This window comes from Chromobacterium phragmitis (assembly GCF_003325475.1).
Classification (GTDB): domain Bacteria; phylum Pseudomonadota; class Gammaproteobacteria; order Burkholderiales; family Chromobacteriaceae; genus Chromobacterium; species Chromobacterium phragmitis.
Map to the genome: position 1 here is coordinate 3,192,369 of NZ_CP029495.1, position 19,063 is coordinate 3,211,431.

Genomic DNA, 19,063 nt, shown 5'->3' on the forward strand with positions numbered 1-19,063 from the left:
ACGCCGCTTACCTGGCGGGAGTCTGCTCCGCCTGCAAGGCGGTCAGGGCGATGGTGTAGACGATGTCGTCCACCAGCGCGCCGCGCGACAGATCGTTGACCGGCTTGCGCAGGCCTTGCAGCATCGGGCCAACCGACACCACGTTGGCGGAGCGCTGCACCGCCTTGTAGGTGGTGTTGCCGGTGTTCAGGTCCGGGAACACGAACACGGTGGCGCGGCCGGCGACCTGGCTGTCCGGGGCCTTCTGGCGGCCGACGGATTCCACCGAGGCGGCGTCGTACTGCATCGGGCCGTCGATCAGCAGGTCCGGGCGCTTTTCCTGGGCGATGCGGGTGGCTTCGCGCACCTTCTCCACGTCGCTGCCGCTGCCGGAAGATCCGGTGGAGTAGGAAATCATCGCCACGCGCGGGGTGATGCCGAAGGCGACGGCGGAGTCGGCGGACTGGATGGCGATGTCGGCCAGCTGTTCCGCGGTCGGGTCAGGATTCACCGCGCAGTCGCCGTACACGTACACCTGTTCCGGCATCAGCATGAAGAACACCGAGGACACGATGCTGGAGCCCGGCGCGGTCTTGATCAGCTGCAGCGCCGGACGGATGGTGTTGGCGGTGGTGTGCACGGCGCCGGAAACCAGGCCGTCCACTTCGTTCATCGCCAGCATCATGGTGCCCAGCACCACGGTGTCTTCCAGCTGCGCCAGCGCCATCGGTTCGTTCAGGCCCTTGCCCTTGCGCAGCTCGACCATCGGCGCCACGTATTGGCCGCGGATTTCGTTCGGATCCAGAATCTCGACCGATTCCGGCAGCGTCACGCCTTGGGCTTCGGCCACTTGCAGGATTTCGGCGCGGTTGCCCAGCAGCACGCAGCGGGCGATGCCTTTTTCCTGGCAGATGGCGGCGGCCTGGATGGTGCGGGGCTCGTTGCCTTCCGGCAGCACGATGCGCTTGTTGGCCTTGCGGGCCTTCTCCATCAGCTGGAAGCGGAAGGCCGGCGGCGGCAGGCGGATTTCGCGCGGCTCGCCCACGCTTTGCTTCAGCGTGGAGACGTCCAGGAACTCGGCGACGTGGTCGATCACCTTGCCCATGCGTTCCAAGTCGTCGGACGGCACCTGGTGGCTCATCGCGTTCAGCGCGCTGGCGGTTTCCATCGAGTTCAGCTTGGTGGCCAGCACCGGCAGGCCGCCGGCGAAAGCCTGCTGGCACAGTTGCTGGATGCGCGGATCCGGCTCGGAGTCGCAGGTCAGCAGCAGGCCGGCCAGCGGCACGCCGTTCATGGCGGCCATCGAGGTGGCCATCACCACGTCCTCGCGCTCGCCCGGGGTGATGATCAGCGCGCCCGGCTTCAGCAGGTTGACGATATTGGGCGCGGTGCGGGCGGCCACCACCATGCTGCGCACGCGGCGGCTGGCTTGCTGGCCGGCATGCACCATGCTGGCGTTCAGGTGGCGGGCCACGTCCTGGGTGCGCGGCGCCAGCAATTCGGGCTGGTACGGAATCACGCCCAGCAGCGGCAGGCCGGCTTTCTTCAGGCTGCCGCTGTCCTGCACGTCGCGCGCCAACTGGGCGCGGTCGGCGCCCGGCAGCACGTGGTTCAGGATGTAGCCGGCGATGGATTGGTTGCCGAAGGCCTGGATGTTCATTTCCAGCTGCTCGGCCACTTCGGCCGCGCCCAGCTCCTTGACCGAGCTGACCAGGATGGTTTCAGCCTGCAGGTTGCGGGCGATCTTGGTGTTCAGATAGGTGGAGAACACCTGCTTCTGATCCGGCACCAGGCCTTCCACGATCACCACGTCCACATTTTGCGCGGCTTGCTGGTAGAGGCTGACCACCTCTTCCATCAGTTGGTCCACCTGGCCTTGCGACAGCAGGTGCTCGACGCGCTCCATGCTGATCGGTTGCGGCGGGTTCAGGCGGCAGATGGCCTGGGCGAAGTGGGTGGAGCGCTCGGCTTCGCCGTCGCGGGCATCCTGGGCGATGGGCTTGACGAAGCCCACGCGCAGGCCGGCCTGCTCCAGCGAGCGGATGGCGCCCAAGGTGACCGAGGTCAGGCCGGCGTTGAAGCCGGTGGGGGCGAGGAAAAAGGTTTGCATGATGCTGTCCTCGTCCCGATCAGTGCGCCAGGCCCGCCAGTTCGGCGGTGTCCATGGCGATCATCAGTTCTTCGTTGGTGTTGATCACCAGCGCCGGCACGGAGTCGGCGGTAGTGATGCGGCCGGCGTTGCCGCGGGTGCAGGCTTCGTTGGCGGCGGCATCGAGCTTCAGGCCCAGGAAGCCCAGTTGCTTGATGACTTCGCCGCGCAGGAAGGATGAGTTCTCGCCGATGCCGCCGGTGAACACCACGGCGTCCAGGCGGCCGGCGCCCACGGTCATGGAGGCCACGTACTTGGCCAGGCGGTAGGCGAACACTTCCAGCGCGCGTTTGGCGCCTTCGTGGCCCTTGGAGGCGGCCTCTTCCAGCTCGCGGCAGTCGTTGGACAGCTCGGACAGGCCCAGCAGGCCGGATTCCTTGTTCAGCATATTGGTGACGGCCTGGATGTCCATGTCGCGCTCGGCCGCCAGGTAGCTGAATACGCTGGGGTCGATGTCGCCGGAGCGGGTGCCCATCACCAGGCCTTCCAGCGGGGTCAGGCCCATGGAGGTGTCGGCGCACTTGCCGTCGCGGATGGCGGCGATGGACGCGCCGTTGCCCAGGTGGGCGATCACCAGGCAGGTTTCCTCAGCCGGCTTGCCCAGCATCTTGGCGGCTTCTTCGGCCACGAAGCGGTAGCTGGTGCCGTGCATGCCGTAGCGGCGCAGGCTGTTTTCGCGGTACAGCTTCATCGGCACGGCGTACAGGTACGCCTTTTCCGGCATGGTTTGATGGAAGGAGGTATCGAACACGGCCACCTGCGGCAGGCTCGGGAACTCCTTGATCGCGGTGCGCATGCCCAGGATGTGGGCCGGGTTGTGCAGCGGCGCCAGCTTGATGCAGCGTTCGATCTCGCTGATGGCGGCTTCGTCCAGCAGCGCGGATTGCTTGAAGTGCTCGCCGCCGTGAACCACGCGGTGGCCGATGGCCTTCACGGTATCCAGCAGCGACACTTGCTGCAGCTTCTCGATGATGGCGTGCATGGCGGCGGCGTGATCCGGAGCGGACAGCTGCGCGGTTTGCTTGCCGCCGTCGTGCTTGAAGGTGATGCAAGCGTCGGACAGGCCAAGCTTTTCCGCCAGGCCGGTCATGACTGCTTCGTGGCTGATGCTGTCGATCAGCGCGAATTTCAGGGAGGAACTGCCGCAATTGATGACGAGGATGCTGGAATTCATAGCTTTGAACATGTAATTTGAAAAAAAAGGACTAAATCAGTGAAAAAATCCACGGCGATGCGTTTGCAGCCAAATTGCTGCCAGTAAGCCGGGCCGGAGCGCGGGGCTTGCCGGGGCGGTTTCCTTGCCGTGTGGTAGCGCATGGCGGCCGGTTTGGCCAGCTTGTCGTTGCGCCCGGCCAGGCCGGGCGGAGACGAATGTGCTTGCCGTCAGATCAAAGCCTTACGCGCGGCGCTTGGACGTTGGTCCGAGGGGCGCGCGGCTGATTGGCGTGAGCGGGACATTCGGCTTGGCAACGAAGTCGAGGCTAGTATACCACTATAAATTAACGACTTCTAATGTTGCGCCGCAGTAAAAGTGGCAAGTCTTTGATTTTAATTAACCGCCATGCAGATTGTTTGTCTTGGGTGGGGGCAGGGCGCATATCGTCGAGCAAGTCCTTGTCTGGACGGAATTGTCACAAAGAATTAACGCTTGCCCCGGGGGTGGGGCGAGGGCATAATTCCGCCCTCGTGACGCAAGGTTCCCCCTTGTTTTGATTGATTGTTTTTGATAGTCCCGCAAACTCGTCCCGAGCGAGATTCGGCTGGTCTTATATCTTCTACCACGGAGGTGTGGGAATAATGTCTGATCTGGCTTCTGCTCAACTGCTTCAAGCATCCGCAGCCCAGTTACCCATCCATGTCTATTTCGATCCCGCGTTTTACGCCAGGGAACAGGAGCTGCTGTTCGCCGACGCGCCTCAGTACTATGGCCACGAGCTGATGACGCCCAATGCCGGCGATTATCACACGCTGGAATGGCTGGGCCATGGCAAGATGCTCAAGAACGTGGACGGCGAGATCAAGCTGATCTCCAATGTTTGCCGCCATCGCCAGGCGGTCATCTATAAAGGCCGCGGCAACGGCAACCACATCGTCTGCAATCTGCATGGCTGGACCTACGACGCTGGCGGCAAACTGGTGGGCGCGCCGCACTTCCCTGAGACGCCGTGCTTGAACCTGGGCCAGACCGAGCTGACGCGCTGGAACGGCCTGCTGTTCGACGCGCGCCGCAATGTGGCGGCGGACCTGGCCTTGCTGGGCGTGGCCAAGCACATGACCTTCGACGGTTACGCCTTCCACTCGACGCACAGCGCCGATTACGACTTCAACTGGAAAACCTTCATCGAAGTCTATTCTGAGGACTATCACGTCGACCCCTTCCATCCCGGTCTCGGCAATTTCGTCGATTGCGGCGATTTGAAATGGGAGTGGGGCGACAGCTACCACGTGCAGACCGTGGGCGTGAAGAACCGCCTGGCGCGCGCCGGGTCCAAGGTGTACGGCAAGTGGCACGAGGAAGTGCGCCGCCGCTATGAGGCGCAGCAACCCGAGTTCGGCGCCATCTGGCTGACCTACTACCCCAACATCATGGTGGAATGGTATCCGCACGTGCTGGTTGTCAGCGTGGTGATTCCGCGCGGCCCCGAGAAGTGCACGGTGATCACCGAGTTCTATTACCCGGAGGATGTGGTCTGGTTCGAGCCGGAGTTTGTCGAGGCCGAGCAGGCGGCCTATTTTGAGACCGCCAAGGAGGACGACGAGATCTGCATCCGCATGCACGAGGGCCGCAAGGCGCTATGGATGGCCGGCGTCAGCGAGGTGGGGCCGTACCAGTCGCCGACGGAAGAGGGCATGCTGCACTTCCACGAGTACTATCGCCGGATGATGGGCTCGGCATTGGCTGGCTGAATGGGCAAGTTGAATGCCATAATGCAGGGGCGCGGAGGATTCCGCGCCTTTTTTATTGACTCTTCGGCCAAGACCATGTCCGCAATTTCCCGCGTTCTGCTGCTGGGCGCGCTGCTGGCCAGCCCGCTGGCGCTGGCTGCCAATTATGTCGATCCCGCGAGCAAGGTGCGCTTCACCTTGCCCCCGGGATGGAAGGTGCGCGCCAGCGTGGTCGATCGGGTGAGGGTGCTGAAGGTGATCCCCCCCAAGGCGGACCAACGCGAGCGCGCCGCGATATCGGTGCAGATAGGGCTGCGCAAGCCGGGGCGAAACGATACCTTGCTCCGATTGGCGGCGATGTTCCGCCAGGAAGACGGAGACCGCGAGGCGGCAAATTTTGTCCGCGTCAATCAAAAGGCCGGCAGGCTGGTCACCGAGTACCGCGACGGCCGCTTCGTCTCCAACCGGCTGTGGATCGTGCGCCATAATCTGCACGTGATCCAGTTGCTGGACAAGAATCGGCTGCTGGAGGCGCGCTGCACCGCCAACGCGTCGGAGTTCAAGACTTACCGCCGGCAGATGGAAGCCATCTGCCTGTCCGCGCAATGGTCCCGGCGCTGAATCGCCTCGGCGCCGGCTGGATGGTTCTGGCCGCCGCCTGTTTCGCGTTGATGAGCGCCTGCGCCAAATTGGGCGCGGCGGATTTCAACTCGGTGGAGCTGCTGTTTTGGCGCACCAGCATCGGCGCGGTTTTGCTGGGCATGCCGATGATGCTGCGCGGCCATTCGCCGGCTACGCCGCATTGGCGCGCCCACATTCATCGCGGCTTTGTCGGCTACGCGTCGATGGCCGCGCTGTTTTACGCGCTGACCCGTTTGTCCCTGCCCACCGCGGTGACGCTGAATTACACCTCCTCGCTGTTTTTCTCGGCGCTGTGCATCGTCAAATTGAAAGACAGGCCGCGGCCGCATGTCTGGCTGGCTTTGTTGCTGGGCTTTGTCGGCGTGGTCTTGCTGCTGCGGCCCACATTCACTCCGCAGCAGTGGCTGCCGGGCCTGATTGGGCTGGTTTCCGGCATCAGCGCCGGCTTCGCGGTGTTTCAGGTGCGAGAGCTTGGGCAGATGGGCGAGCAACCCTGGCGGGTGGTGTTCTGGTTTTTCTGCCTATCCAGCTTGATAGGACTGATCTGGCTGCTGCTGGGGCCGGGTTTCTCCACTGTCACGCCCGCCAATATGTGGCCGCTGCTCGGCGTCGGCGTATTCGGCATGCTGGGGCAGTTGGCGATGACGCGCGCCTATAAGGATGGCCGGCGTTATCTGGTGGCGAGTTTCGCCTATCTGACCGTGGTGTTCTCCGCGTTGCTGGGCGTGGCGTTGTGGAATGATGCTTTGAGTTTCGCCAGTTTGCTGGCGATGGGGTTGATCGTGTCCGCCGGGGTGCTGGCGGCGAGGAATGGGTGAGCGCCGCTGACCAAACCCGGCGAAGCGTTTGAGGCAAGGCGCGCCGACGCAGGCGGTGCAAGCGTGCCGCCTGCTGGCGCAACGCAGCATCCGTGTGGGTGTTGGCGGCTTTAAGTAAGCGAAGGTGATGGGATGCGGTACAAGCAGTGGCGGCTCGGTTCGGGCTGGATGGTGGTGGCGGCGGTTTTCTTCTCGCTGATGGGATTATTTGTCAAATTGGGCGCCGAGCATTTTTCGTCCACCGAGCTGGTGTTCTGGCGCACCTTGATCGGCGTGCTCGCCTTGGGCGGCGCGGCCTTGTGGCGGCGGGAGCGCTTCGCCACGCCCCTGCTGCGCTATCACCTGCAGCGCGGCGTGATCGGTTATGCCTCGTTGCTGATGTCGTTTTACGCCATCGCCCACTTGCCGCTGGCGACAGCGTCCACGCTGACTTATACCTCGCCGATGTTTCTGGCGCTGCTGTCGGTGGTGTTGTTGAAGGAAAAGCTGCCGCGGCAGGCAATGGCGGGCCTGGGGCTGGGCTTTGTCGGCGTGGTGCTCCTGCTCAAGCCCACGCTGTCCGGCGATGCCTGGTTCGCTGGCCTGTTGGGGCTGGTTTCCGGCTTTCTGGCCGGCTGGTCCTATCTGCATGTGCGGGAGCTGGGACGGCAGGGCGAGGCCGAGTGGCGGGTGGTGTTTTATTTCGCGCTGATCTCCACCCTGGGCGGCCTGTTGCTGATGCTGCTAGACAGCTGGCGCCCGGTCACGCTGGAGAACGCCTGGCTGCTGCTGGGCGTGGGCGCCACCGCTACATTGGCGCAACTGGCGATGACCCGGGCTTACAAGGTGGGCCGCAAGCTGACCGCGGCCAATCTGTCCTATCTGACCGTGGTGTTTTCCTGCTTGCTGGGCGCGCTGGTGTGGGGCGATGCGTTGACGGCGGACTCGCTGCTGGCGATGGGTTTGATCATCGTCAGCGGCATGTTGGCGGGAAGGCGCTAGCATGATGCCATTGGTATCTAGTCGATGGTGGCGCCATGGCTGTTCCGCAAAACAAGGATGAATTGCTGACGGCGATGCGAGTCTCGTACGCCGCATTGAGCAAGGCGCTGGATCGCGTGGCTGGAGAAAATTTCTTCGAGCCATCGTTGGAAGGGCATGCCAAGGGAAGCCGCATGAGCGTGGCGGATCTGGTGTCCTACTTGATAGGTTGGAACACGCTGGTGCTGAAATGGCACGAGCGCGAGGCAGCGGGGCTGGCGATAGATTTCCCGGAGGCCGGCTATCGCTGGAACCAGCTTGGTTTGTTGGCGGGAAAGTTTTATCTTGATTACCGCGGACTGAGCGCGGCGCAATTGCGGGCGCTGCTGGAAGATCGCCATCAGGCGTTGATCCGTTTGGTGGAGAGTCTGTCGGATGACGATTTGTATGGCGCAAGCTGGTGCGGGAAATGGACCCGCGGCAGGATGATACAGTTCAATAGCGCGTCGCCGTATCGCAACGCCCGCGGCCGCATCGCGGCCTGGCTGCGGCGCGGCCTGGCGCCGATCAGTGCTCAAGAAAAAGGAGAAGGCGAATGATTTCGATCCGAGAACAGGATTACGGCCTGGATGTGGCCTTGTTCAATGAATTTACGCTGGCCGATTTCCAGTTGCTGGAGCAGGCGGTGCTCAAGCGGCTGGAGGAGCGCGAGAAACCGGACATGCTGCTGGACCTGTCCGAGCTGAAGGACTTCACGCTGGACATGGCCTTGGAAGAGGTCAAGTTCATGCGCGCGCATGAGGAAAAGATGGGCCGCGTGGCCATCGTCGTCGGCGACGTCTGGATCAAGCTGGCCACCCATATCGCGGGCCTGTTGTCGCATACCCATGTCCAGTATTTCGATCTGGTGGAAGAAGCCCAGGCCTGGCTGGCGCGGCCGGTCGCGGCTTGATTTTGCGGCGGATGGCGGTACAGTAGCGGTTTTTGTTCGACGCGAAAGAATAAAAACCGATGCTGAAGAGCCTTTCCAGCCGCCTGGCGGCTGAGCTTGCCGTCCGCGAATCCCAAGTGGCCGCCACCATCGAGCTGATCGACGGCGGCGCCACCGTTCCCTTCATCGCCCGTTACCGCAAGGAAGTCACCGGCGGTCTGGACGACACCCAGTTGCGAACGCTGGCCGAGCGCCTGGTGTATTTGCGCGAGATGGACGATCGCCGTGACAGCATCCTCAAGAGCATCGCCGAGCAAGGCAAGCTCACCCCCGAGCTGGAAGCCGCCATTTACGCCAGCGACAACAAGACCACGCTGGAAGACCTTTACCTCCCTTACAAGCCCAAGCGCCGGACCAAGGCGCAGATCGCCCGCGAAGCCGGCCTGGAGCCGCTGGCCGATAGCCTGCTGGCCGATCCGTCGCAAGATCCGAACGCGCTGGCCGAAACCTTCCTGAATGCAGAAGCCGGCATCGCCGATGCCAAGGCGGCATTGGATGGCGCGCGCGCCATCCTGATCGAGCGCTTCGCCGAAGACGCGGAGTTGCTGGGCCAATTGCGCGAAAAACTGTGGAGCGAAGGCGAATTGGCCGCCGCTGTGGTGGCGGGCAAGGAAACCGAAGGCGCCAAGTTCTCCGATTATTTCGACCACCGCGAACCTATCAAGGCCATTCCGTCGCACCGCGCGCTGGCGCTTTTGCGCGGCCGCAACGAGGGCGTGCTGACTGTCGCGCTGAAATACCAAGCGGACGAAACGCCGATCACCGAGCGCTCGGCCTATGAACAACTGATCGCCGCCCGTTTCGGCGTCAAGGACGCCGGCCGCGCTGCCGACAAATGGCTGCTGGACGGCGTGCGACTGTGCTGGCGCGCCAAGATTTTTCTGTCGTTGGAACTGGAGCTGGTGTCGCGCTTGAAGGACGCCGCCGACGCCGAAGCGATCAAAGTCTTCGCCGCCAACCTGCATGATCTGCTGCTGGCAGCGCCGGCCGGCCGCCGCGCGACGCTGGGCCTGGACCCGGGCCTGCGCACCGGCTGCAAAGTGGCCGTGGTCGACGATACCGGCAAGGTGCTGGACGCCACCGCCATCTACCCGCACGAGCCGCGCCGCGAATGGGACAAGTCCATCGCCATCCTCGGCGCGCTGTGCGTGCGCCACAAGGTGGACCTGATTTCCATCGGCAACGGCACCGCCAGCCGCGAAACCGACAAGCTGGCCCAGGACCTGATCAAGGCCTTCCCGCAATTGGGCATGACCAAGATCGTGGTGTCGGAAGCCGGCGCCTCGGTGTATTCGGCATCCGAACTGGCGGCCAAGGAATTCCCGGACATGGACGTGTCGCTGCGCGGCGCGGTGTCTATCGCCCGCCGGCTGCAAGATCCGCTGGCCGAACTGGTGAAGATCGATCCCAAGTCCATCGGCGTCGGCCAGTACCAGCACGATGTCAACCAGAGCCAGCTGGCGCGCGCGCTGGACGGCGTGGTGGAGGATTGTGTGAACGCGGTGGGCGTTGATGTCAACACCGCCTCGGTTCCGTTGCTGACCCGCATTTCCGGCCTCAACGCGACTTTGGCATCCAATATCGTGTCCTACCGCGACCAAAACGGTGCCTTCCGCACCCGCAAGGAACTGCTGAAAGTGCCGCGGCTTGGCGACAAGACCTTCGAGCAGGCGGCTGGCTTCCTGCGCATCGCGGGCGGCGACAACCCGTTGGATGCGTCATCGGTGCACCCGGAGGCTTATCCGGTGGTGGAGAAGATCGTGGTCAAGGCCGGCCGCGACGTGAAGACCCTGATCGGCGATTCTTCTTTCCTTAAGTCGGTGCGCGCCACCGATTACACCGACGAGCGCTTCGGCCTGCCGACAGTGATGGATATCTTGAAAGAACTCGACAAACCGGGCCGCGATCCGCGTCCGGAATTCAAGACCGCCACCTTCCAGGACGGCGTAGAGGACATCAAGCATCTGCAGCCGGGGATGGTGCTGGAGGGCGTAGTGACCAACGTCGCCAACTTCGGCGCCTTTGTCGACATCGGCGTGCACCAGGACGGCCTGGTCCACATCTCGGCGCTGTCCAACAAGTTCATCGACGATCCGCGCAAGGTGGTCAAAGCCGGCGACGTGGTCAAGGTCAAAGTGCTGGAAGTGGACGTGGCGCGCAAGCGCATTGCGTTGACCATGCGCCTGGATGACGAGGTCGGTTCCGGCAATAGCCGCGGCAACCGCAGCGACAGCCGTTCCGACAATCGTCCTCGCCAGTCTCGCGGCCAGCAATCGGCGCCGCAGGGCGATACCGCGATGGCTGCCGCCTTCGCCAAGCTGCGCAAGGGCTGATTTGTCTATATAGAAGTGTCTGGACAGGCCGGCGGCAACGCCGGCCTGTTTGTTTTTGAGCCTTTCGTCAGGTGGAGAGGCAGGGCGGGCGCGCCTGGTTGCGGGGCGCGTGAAATCCCCTCTTCTTTGCTTTTCTTGCAAATCAATGCCTTGCGTGGGCGGGTCGAAGAAAGTTCGTTTTTTCTCGCAAAAGGTGTTGACGGGTTCGGGGCCCGGGCGTATAGTTCGCCTCCTCAGCTGACGCAGCGAACGAAACAGCGGAAACGAAACGGTTCTCCGGTGTGACGAAAGCAGCGAAGGCACTGCTCTTTAACAGAACGAATAACCGATAGGTGTAAGTGCTTGGCGAAAGCCGACACTTGCACTGCAAGAGACAAGAGATACTTGTTTATTTCTTTGAACTTGCGTGCCAGAAAATTTGCTTGAGATTGAACTGAAGAGTTTGATCCTGGCTCAGATTGAACGCTGGCGGCATGCTTTACACATGCAAGTCGAACGGCAGCACGGGAGCTTGCTCCTGGTGGCGAGTGGCGAACGGGTGAGTAATGCATCGGAATGTACCGTGTAATGGGGGATAGCTCGGCGAAAGCCGGATTAATACCGCATACGCCCTGAGGGGGAAAGCGGGGGATCGAAAGACCTCGCGTTATACGAGCAGCCGATGTCTGATTAGCTAGTTGGTGGGGTAAGAGCCCACCAAGGCGACGATCAGTAGCGGGTCTGAGAGGATGATCCGCCACACTGGGACTGAGACACGGCCCAGACTCCTACGGGAGGCAGCAGTGGGGAATTTTGGACAATGGGCGCAAGCCTGATCCAGCCATGCCGCGTGTCTGAAGAAGGCCTTCGGGTTGTAAAGGACTTTTGTCAGGGAGGAAATCCCGCTGGTTAATACCTGGCGGGGATGACAGTACCTGAAGAATAAGCACCGGCTAACTACGTGCCAGCAGCCGCGGTAATACGTAGGGTGCAAGCGTTAATCGGAATTACTGGGCGTAAAGCGTGCGCAGGCGGTTGTGCAAGTCTGATGTGAAAGCCCCGGGCTCAACCTGGGAACGGCATTGGAGACTGCACGACTAGAGTGCGTCAGAGGGGGGTAGAATTCCACGTGTAGCAGTGAAATGCGTAGAGATGTGGAGGAATACCGATGGCGAAGGCAGCCCCCTGGGATGACACTGACGCTCATGCACGAAAGCGTGGGGAGCAAACAGGATTAGATACCCTGGTAGTCCACGCCCTAAACGATGTCAACTAGCTGTTGGGGGTTTGAATCCTTGGTAGCGTAGCTAACGCGTGAAGTTGACCGCCTGGGGAGTACGGCCGCAAGGTTAAAACTCAAAGGAATTGACGGGGACCCGCACAAGCGGTGGATGATGTGGATTAATTCGATGCAACGCGAAAAACCTTACCTGCTCTTGACATGTACGGAACTTGGTAGAGATATCTTGGTGCCCGAAAGGGAGCCGTAACACAGGTGCTGCATGGCTGTCGTCAGCTCGTGTCGTGAGATGTTGGGTTAAGTCCCGCAACGAGCGCAACCCTTGTCATTAGTTGCCATCATTAAGTTGGGCACTCTAATGAGACTGCCGGTGACAAACCGGAGGAAGGTGGGGATGACGTCAAGTCCTCATGGCCCTTATGAGCAGGGCTTCACACGTCATACAATGGTCGGTACAGAGGGTTGCCAAGCCGCGAGGTGGAGCTAATCTCAGAAAACCGATCGTAGTCCGGATCGCACTCTGCAACTCGAGTGCGTGAAGTCGGAATCGCTAGTAATCGCAGATCAGCATGCTGCGGTGAATACGTTCCCGGGTCTTGTACACACCGCCCGTCACACCATGGGAGTGAGTTTCACCAGAAGTGGGTAGGCTAACCGTAAGGAGGCCGCTTACCACGGTGGGATTCATGACTGGGGTGAAGTCGTAACAAGGTAGCCGTAGGGGAACCTGCGGCTGGATCACCTCCTTTCTAGAGAATGGCGATTGCCAAGTACTTACAGCCTATCGGTTATTCAAGTTAAGGGCATTTTCGATGAAAATCGGCGCAGCTCTGCGTTGAAAGCTTCCTCGTGTACTCGATGTACACGTCGTCAGCTTTCGCCTGGATCTGCTGGATTTTGATCGAAAAGGATGTGGTATCAAACGACTACTGGGTTTGTAGCTCAGCTGGTTAGAGCACTGTGTTGATAACGCAGGGGTCGTAGGTTCGAGTCCTACCAGACCCACCAGTATTTTTTGGGTCAGGCAAGGCGCGAAGGAGCGGCATGTGCTTATGCACATGAGCGACTGAGCAACGCAGCATCACCCAAAAAGAGGGGGATTAGCTCAGTTGGGAGAGCACCTGCTTTGCAAGCAGGGGGTCGTCGGTTCGATCCCGTCATCCTCCACCATCGCAAACAAAATCGAATTCGGAAGAGTTGGATTCTGTTTGCGTTGTATAAACGCCCGATCTTTAACAAACTGAAGAAGCCGAATATATAAAGACGGCAAGACAAACGACATGGAGTTAATTCTGCATGTTGAATGAATCGTCATCTTGGGTATTTGATTGTATCTAAGGCTGCGTCGCCATATCAAAAGGGGCGGTGCAGTCGTCGCACAAACACTCTCTGTTGTTGCGGTAATTTAGGTTACTGAAATGATAGGGTCAAGCGACTAAGTGCATCTGGTGGATGCCTTGGCGATCATAGGCGATGAAGGACGTGTAAGCCTGCGAAAAGCGCGGGGGAGCTGGCAATAGAGCTTTGATCCCGCGATGTCCGAATGGGGAAACCCCTCCGCAAGGAGATCCCTGACTGAATCCATAGGTCAGAGGAGGCGAACTCAGCGAACTGAAACATCTAAGTAGCTGAAGGAAAAGAAATCAACCGAGATTCCGTAAGTAGTGGCGAGCGAACGCGGAACAGCCTGACTGTGTTATGAGTTGCGTTAGTGGAAGGTTCATGGAAAGGACCGCCATAGTGGGTGATAGCCCCGTACACGAAAACGCATCGCAAGAACTAGGCAGTCGACAAGTAGGGCGGGACACGAGAAATCCTGTCTGAAGATGGGGGGACCATCCTCCAAGGCTAAATACTCATGATCGACCGATAGTGAACCAGTACCGTGAGGGAAAGGCGAAAAGAACCCCGGGAGGGGAGTGAAATAGAACCTGAAACCGGATGCATACAAACAGTGGGAGCGGACTTGTTCCGTGACTGCGTACCTTTTGTATAATGGGTCAGCGACTTACGTTCAGTAGCAAGCTTAACCGAATAGGGGAGGCGTAGGGAAACCGAGTCCGAATAGGGCGCTTTAGTTGCTGGGCGTAGACCCGAAACCGAGTGATCTATCCATGGCCAGGATGAAGGTGCGGTAACACGCACTGGAGGTCCGAACCCACTAGTGTTGCAAAACTAGGGGATGAGCTGTGGATAGGGGTGAAAGGCTAAACAAACTCGGAGATAGCTGGTTCTCCCCGAAAACTATTTAGGTAGTGCGTCAAGTATCACTTCCGGGGGTAAAGCACTGTTATGGCTAGGGGGTCATTGCGATTTACCAAACCATGGCAAACTCTGAATACCGGAAAGTGCGAGCTTGGCAGACAGACAGTGGGTGCTAACGTCCATTGTCAAGAGGGAAACAACCCAGACCGCCAGCTAAGGTCCCAAATGATCAGTTAAGTGGTAAACGAAGTGGGAAGGCCTAGACAGCCAGGATGTTGGCTTAGAAGCAGCCATCATTTAAAGAAAGCGTAATAGCTCACTGGTCGAGTCGTCCTGCGCGGAAGATGTAACGGGGCTCAAACTGATAACCGAAGCTGCGGATGCACAGTTTACTGTGCGTGGTAGGGGAGCGTTCTGTAGGTCTGTGAAGGTGTCTCGTAAGGGATGCTGGAGATATCAGAAGTGCGAATGCTGACATGAGTAGCGATAAAGCGGGTGAAAAGCCCGCTCGCCGAAAGCCCAAGGTTTCCTACGCAACGTTCATCGGCGTAGGGTGAGTCGGCCCCTAAGGCGAGGCTGAAAAGCGTAGTCGATGGGAAACGGGTTAAAATTCCCGTACTTTTGTGTAGTGCGATGTGGGGACGGAGAAGGTTAGGTCATCAGACTGTTGGAATAGTCTGTTTAAGCCGGTAGGCGTGAAGGGTAGGCAAATCCGCTCTTCTTTAACGCCGAGAAGTGATGACGAGGGTCTACGGACCTGAAGTGACTGATACCACGCTTCCAGGAAAAGCCACTAAGCTTCAGCTACACAAGAACCGTACCGCAAACCGACACAGGTGGGCAGGATGAGAATTCTAAGGCGCTTGAGAGAACTCAGGAGAAGGAACTCGGCAAATTGATACCGTAACTTCGGGAGAAGGTATGCCTGTTGAGGTGTAGTCCCTTGCGGATGAAGCTTTGACAGGTCGCAGAGAATCGGTGGCTGCGACTGTTTAACAAAAACACAGCACTGTGCCAACACGAAAGTGGACGTATACGGTGTGACGCCTGCCCGGTGCCGGAAGGTTAAGTGATGGGGTGCAAGCTCTTGATCGAAGCCCCGGTAAACGGCGGCCGTAACTATAACGGTCCTAAGGTAGCGAAATTCCTTGTCGGGTAAGTTCCGACCCGCACGAATGGCGTAACGATGGCCACACTGTCTCCTCCTGAGACTCAGCGAAGTTGAAGTGTTTGTGAAGATGCAATCTCCCCGCTGCTAGACGGAAAGACCCCGTGAACCTTTACTGTAGCTTTGCATTGGACTTTGAACAGACTTGTGTAGGATAGGTGGGAGGCTTTGAAGCCAGGACGCTAGTTCTGGTGGAGCCGTCCTTGAAATACCACCCTGGTGTGTTTGAGGTTCTAACCTTGGTCCGTGATCCGGATTGGGGACAGTGCATGGTAGGCAGTTTGACTGGGGCGGTCTCCTCCCAAAGTGTAACGGAGGAGTTCGAAGGTTACCTAGGTACGGTCGGAAATCGTGCTGATAGTGCAATGGCAAAAGGTAGCTTAACTGCGAGACCGACAAGTCGAGCAGGTGCGAAAGCAGGACATAGTGATCCGGTGGTTCTGAATGGAAGGGCCATCGCTCAACGGATAAAAGGTACTCCGGGGATAACAGGCTGATACCGCCCAAGAGTTCACATCGACGGCGGTGTTTGGCACCTCGATGTCGGCTCATCACATCCTGGGGCTGTAGCCGGTCCCAAGGGTATGGCTGTTCGCCATTTAAAGTGGTACGTGAGCTGGGTTCAAAACGTCGTGAGACAGTTTGGTCCCTATCTGCAGTGGGCGTTGGAAGTTTGACGGGGGCTGCTCCTAGTACGAGAGGACCGGAGTGGACGAACCTCTGGTGTACCGGTTGTGACGCCAGTCGCATTGCCGGGTAGCTAAGTTCGGAAGAGATAACCGCTGAAAGCATCTAAGCGGGAAACTTGCCTGAAGATGAGACTTCCCTGGAGGCTTGACCTCCCTGAAGAGTCGTTCGAGACCAGGACGTTGATAGGTCGGGTGTGGAAGCGCTGTGAGGCGTGAAGCTAACCGATACTAATTGCTCGTGAGGCTTGATCCTATCATTTGAGTGACTTAGAGAGCTAAGTGACGAAGATAGAGTGTGTGCGACACGATCAGATACCGAATATTCAGAATCAGAGAACATCTCTGGTTCAGGCTTCTTTCAGTTTGTGCCAGTTTATGTCTGGTGGCCATAGCGAGATGGTCCCACGCCTTCCCATCCCGAACAGGACCGTGAAACATCTTAGCGCCGATGATAGTGTGGCATTCGCCATGTGAAAGTAGGACACCGCCAGATGCCTCATACACAAGCCCAGCTCTATCGAGCTGGGCTTTGTGCTTTGCGGCCCCGGCTCAATGAGCCGGGGCTTCTGTATTGGCGCGTTCGTTTCTGCGCCAACCTTCCGATGTCGCCGGCCCTCTTCGCGGGTTTTCTTTGGGTGGAGATATCATCTAAACATTATTTTTAAGAAATTTAAATTAGTTTAATGCCATTGCAATGACTATCTAAGACTGTGAATTCTTGGAAAGTCTATTGTCTTGGTTTCATTGCAGAGGTGAGACATTTTTGCAAAAATGCGCGGCAGATATTTTATGCAGCACATATTATTCAAAATGTCGAATATACCCCTGGGACAGATGTCTTGAGCAAATTCAAGTGCGGCGAGTGGCTGCTGTTTGGCGCAGTTTGGTTCGCTTGCGTGCTTCTGGTCGCCATCCAGTGGGGCGTGGGTGAGTACCGCCGGCTGCAAGATGGGTTCGAGCTTGCCGCTCATCAGGCCTATGCCGGCGTGGCGCGCAGGCTGGATCAGAACGAGTCGGTGCTGTCCGCCATCGATGCCTTGCTGCTGTCTCGGGAGTCGTTCGATGCCGGGGCGGTGGGGGCGTTCTCACGCGAGATGCTGCCCCGCTATCAGCAGCTGTATGCTATTCAGTTCCTTCGCAATGTGACAACTGAAAACCGCTCGGCTTTTTTGGCGGAGATGGAGTTGCGTTTCGGGGAGACTTTCTATATCCGCGACTTCGACATGGCAGGAAAGCGGAGTTGGCAACCTGCTCCCGCACGGCCTCAGTCTTTGGTCGTTTCCATGATTGAGCCGGATCTCCCATCCTCCAGTCCCGTGTATGGCTACGATATGCTCGGCGATGGCTATTTCGCCCCAGTCCTGAAGCGGGCGCTGGCGAGCGGGCAAAGGGTCTCTTCACGCCCGTTCGAGTTGTACGATGGTGGCGGGCGAGCTTATATGCTGCTGCAGCCCTTGTATCGAGGAGTGGCAGGAGAAGTCGGCAGGAAGCGATTGTCGGGCATGGTGGCGCTAGTGGTCTTTTGTGATCGGCTATTGCAATTGCCGGCCGATGGAGGCTTGTCGGGCAGCCTTGACCTGGCGCTGCTATCCAGGGACGGAGAGCACGAGTTGCTATATGAGCGTGTCCACCGCGTGGGCGAGCATGATTGGTGGCCTGTGGTGACGCGTCTGGAAGTTCGTCTTCCGCTGAACAGCGAGGCGCAACCCTTCGTGCTGGGTGTGGGCCAGGACATCCGTATCAGCGATTTGGCCTTGTTTCCCTTGTTGCTGCGAGAGCTGATGTTGACGCTGTTGCTGGCGGCGGGAGGTTTGATTTACTCGCAGAGAATGGCCTTGCGCAGGCAGCGCAGCCTAGCCGACGAGGAATTGTTTCTGCAAAGCGAGCGAGCGTCAGTCACGTTGAACGCGATCCATGACGGGGTGGTGATTCTGCGGCAGGACCGCTGTATCGAAATGGCGAATCCTATGGCGCTCAGTCTGGTGGATATGCCCGCTGAGGAGGTGTTGGGCCAACCTTGTCACGAGGTGTTTCGCTTGCTGGGCGAGCTGGCGTCTGAATTTTCGGAGGATCCCATCAGCGAATGCTTCCGCACAGGCCTGCCTGTGGAGCTGTCGGAGCGAATGCAACTGACTACCGCGCGTGGCAAGGTGCATTTTGTCGAGGGCGGCGTTGCGCCGCTGTTGTCGCGAGATGGCGCACTGATCGGCGTGGTGTGCGCGCTGCGGGACATGGGGCCGTTGCGGCAGCGAACGGCGGAGGCGTTGGAGGCCAGCGAATCCCGGGTGAAGGAGCATCTGGAGAAGCTGTCGCATGTCGCCAGGCTGCATACGATGGGCGAGATGGCATCCGGCATCGCGCATGAATTGAATCAGCCGTTGACGGCGATTTCCAATTACTGCCAGGCTGCGATGCAGATGCTGGAAGGCGTGGACGAGACGCCGCCGCAAGTGCATTCCGCGTTGAAGCTGGCGGTGGCGCAGGCCGGGCGGGCGGGAGAGATCATCAAGCGGTTGCGCGCCCTTGTCAGCAAGCGGGCGATAGAGACGCGGCTGGTTGACGTCAACCAAGTGGTCGGCAATTGCATGTTCCTGGCGGAGTATGATCTGAAGGAGCGGGGCATCGAAGTGGTGCAGCTGCTGTCCGGCTATTCGATTCCGGTGATGGCTGACAGCATCCAGCTGGAGCAGGTGGTATTGAACCTGTTGTCCAATGCGATGGATGCGCTGAAGGACGAGCCGCCATTGAAGCGGCATGTGATCGTGCATACCAGGCGCGAAGGCAAGAAGGGGATATTGGAGGTGCGGGATACCGGCCGCGGCATCACGCCGGACCTGCTTGAGGTGCTGTTCCACCCCTTTTTCTCCACCAAACCGCATGGGATGGGGCTTGGCTTGTCCATCTGCCAGACCATAGTCGAACAATACGGGGGCCTGATTTCGGCGGAGAATATTCCGGCCAGCGGCGCTTGCTTCCGGATAGAGCTGCCGCTAGCGCTGCAGGCCGAGCGGCAGCTGATTTAAC

The 19,063-nt window shown here is 59.4% G+C and carries 10 protein-coding genes, 2 tRNA genes and 3 rRNA genes; 13 read left to right on the forward strand and 2 right to left on the reverse strand.

Translation table 11 applies throughout. The features are described 5' to 3' along the window. Positions 1–7 precede the first annotated feature (7 nt). A complete protein-coding gene (pta, locus tag DK842_RS15170; RefSeq protein WP_114062195.1) occupies positions 8–2,089 on the reverse strand; it encodes a phosphate acetyltransferase in 2,082 nt (693 codons plus the stop codon). Between the two features lie 19 nt (positions 2,090–2,108). Beyond that, positions 2,109–3,302 (reverse strand): acetate kinase, encoded by a 1,194-nt coding sequence (locus DK842_RS15175; RefSeq protein ID WP_114063756.1) that lies wholly within the window; start codon positions 3,300–3,302, stop codon positions 2,109–2,111. Between the two features lie 623 nt (positions 3,303–3,925). On the opposite strand from DK842_RS15175, the gene DK842_RS15180 reads away from it, so the two are divergent. The 13 genes from DK842_RS15180 to DK842_RS15240 all read left to right on the forward strand — a co-directional run bounded on the left by DK842_RS15180 (position 3,926) and on the right by DK842_RS15240 (position 19,062). After that, positions 3,926–5,035 carry an aromatic ring-hydroxylating oxygenase subunit alpha gene (locus DK842_RS15180; protein ID WP_114062196.1) on the forward strand — a complete coding sequence of 370 codons (1,110 nt, stop codon included), beginning with the start codon at positions 3,926–3,928 and terminating at the stop codon, positions 5,033–5,035. 75 nt (positions 5,036–5,110) lie between these two features. Then, entirely contained in the window at positions 5,111–5,635 is a 525-nt protein-coding gene (locus DK842_RS15185; protein ID WP_114063757.1) for a hypothetical protein, read from the forward strand. After that, the gene (locus DK842_RS15190; RefSeq protein WP_114062197.1) at positions 5,620–6,474 is read left to right on the forward strand and encodes a DMT family transporter; all 855 of its coding nucleotides are present in this window, start codon (positions 5,620–5,622) and stop codon (positions 6,472–6,474) included. The genes DK842_RS15185 and DK842_RS15190 overlap by 16 nt, the downstream gene beginning before the upstream one ends. A 132-nt stretch (positions 6,475–6,606) precedes the next feature. After that, complete coding sequence (locus tag DK842_RS15195) at positions 6,607–7,455, forward strand: DMT family transporter (RefSeq protein ID WP_114062198.1); 849 nt, start codon at positions 6,607–6,609, stop codon at positions 7,453–7,455. A 35-nt stretch (positions 7,456–7,490) separates the two neighbouring features. Next, positions 7,491–8,033: a ClbS/DfsB family four-helix bundle protein gene (locus DK842_RS15200; RefSeq protein WP_114062199.1), complete on the forward strand. Its 543-nt coding sequence runs from the start codon at positions 7,491–7,493 to the stop codon at positions 8,031–8,033. After that, a complete protein-coding gene (locus DK842_RS15205; RefSeq protein ID WP_114062200.1) occupies positions 8,030–8,386 on the forward strand; it encodes a SpoIIAA family protein in 357 nt (118 codons plus the stop codon). Before DK842_RS15200 ends, DK842_RS15205 begins: the two co-directional genes overlap by 4 nt. A 59-nt stretch (positions 8,387–8,445) precedes the next feature. Further along, positions 8,446–10,758 carry a Tex family protein gene (locus tag DK842_RS15210; RefSeq protein WP_114062201.1) on the forward strand — a complete coding sequence of 771 codons (2,313 nt, stop codon included), beginning with the start codon at positions 8,446–8,448 and terminating at the stop codon, positions 10,756–10,758. A gap of 430 nt (positions 10,759–11,188) precedes the next feature. Then, positions 11,189–12,726, forward strand: a 16S ribosomal RNA gene (locus tag DK842_RS15215). A 182-nt stretch (positions 12,727–12,908) separates the two neighbouring features. After that, positions 12,909–12,985: transfer RNA gene (locus DK842_RS15220), tRNA-Ile, on the forward strand. A gap of 86 nt (positions 12,986–13,071) precedes the next feature. Then, positions 13,072–13,147: transfer RNA gene (locus DK842_RS15225), tRNA-Ala, on the forward strand. 255 nt (positions 13,148–13,402) lie between these two features. Then, positions 13,403–16,292, forward strand: a 23S ribosomal RNA gene (locus DK842_RS15230). A gap of 125 nt (positions 16,293–16,417) precedes the next feature. Then, a 5S ribosomal RNA gene (gene rrf, locus DK842_RS15235) occupies positions 16,418–16,532 on the forward strand. The 16S, 23S and 5S rRNA genes sit together here with 2 tRNA genes alongside, the layout of an rRNA operon. A gap of 217 nt (positions 16,533–16,749) precedes the next feature. Next, positions 16,750–19,062: an ATP-binding protein gene (locus DK842_RS15240; RefSeq protein ID WP_232538496.1), complete on the forward strand. Its 2,313-nt coding sequence runs from the start codon at positions 16,750–16,752 to the stop codon at positions 19,060–19,062. Position 19,063 lies beyond the last annotated feature (1 nt).

Coding starts and splice junctions, on each gene's coding strand:
- DK842_RS15180 (WP_114062196.1), top strand. CDS start 3,926: ATGTCTGATCTGGCTTCTGCTCAACTGCTTCAAGCATCCGCAGCCCAG.
- DK842_RS15175 (WP_114063756.1), bottom strand. CDS start 3,302: ATGAATTCCAGCATCCTCGTCATCAATTGCGGCAGTTCCTCCCTGAAA.
- DK842_RS15205 (WP_114062200.1), top strand. CDS start 8,030: ATGATTTCGATCCGAGAACAGGATTACGGCCTGGATGTGGCCTTGTTC.
- DK842_RS15190 (WP_114062197.1), top strand. CDS start 5,620: ATGGTCCCGGCGCTGAATCGCCTCGGCGCCGGCTGGATGGTTCTGGCC.
- DK842_RS15210 (WP_114062201.1), top strand. CDS start 8,446: ATGCTGAAGAGCCTTTCCAGCCGCCTGGCGGCTGAGCTTGCCGTCCGC.
- DK842_RS15200 (WP_114062199.1), top strand. CDS start 7,491: ATGGCTGTTCCGCAAAACAAGGATGAATTGCTGACGGCGATGCGAGTC.
- pta (WP_114062195.1), bottom strand. CDS start 2,089: ATGCAAACCTTTTTCCTCGCCCCCACCGGCTTCAACGCCGGCCTGACC.
- DK842_RS15195 (WP_114062198.1), top strand. CDS start 6,607: ATGCGGTACAAGCAGTGGCGGCTCGGTTCGGGCTGGATGGTGGTGGCG.
- DK842_RS15185 (WP_114063757.1), top strand. CDS start 5,111: ATGTCCGCAATTTCCCGCGTTCTGCTGCTGGGCGCGCTGCTGGCCAGC.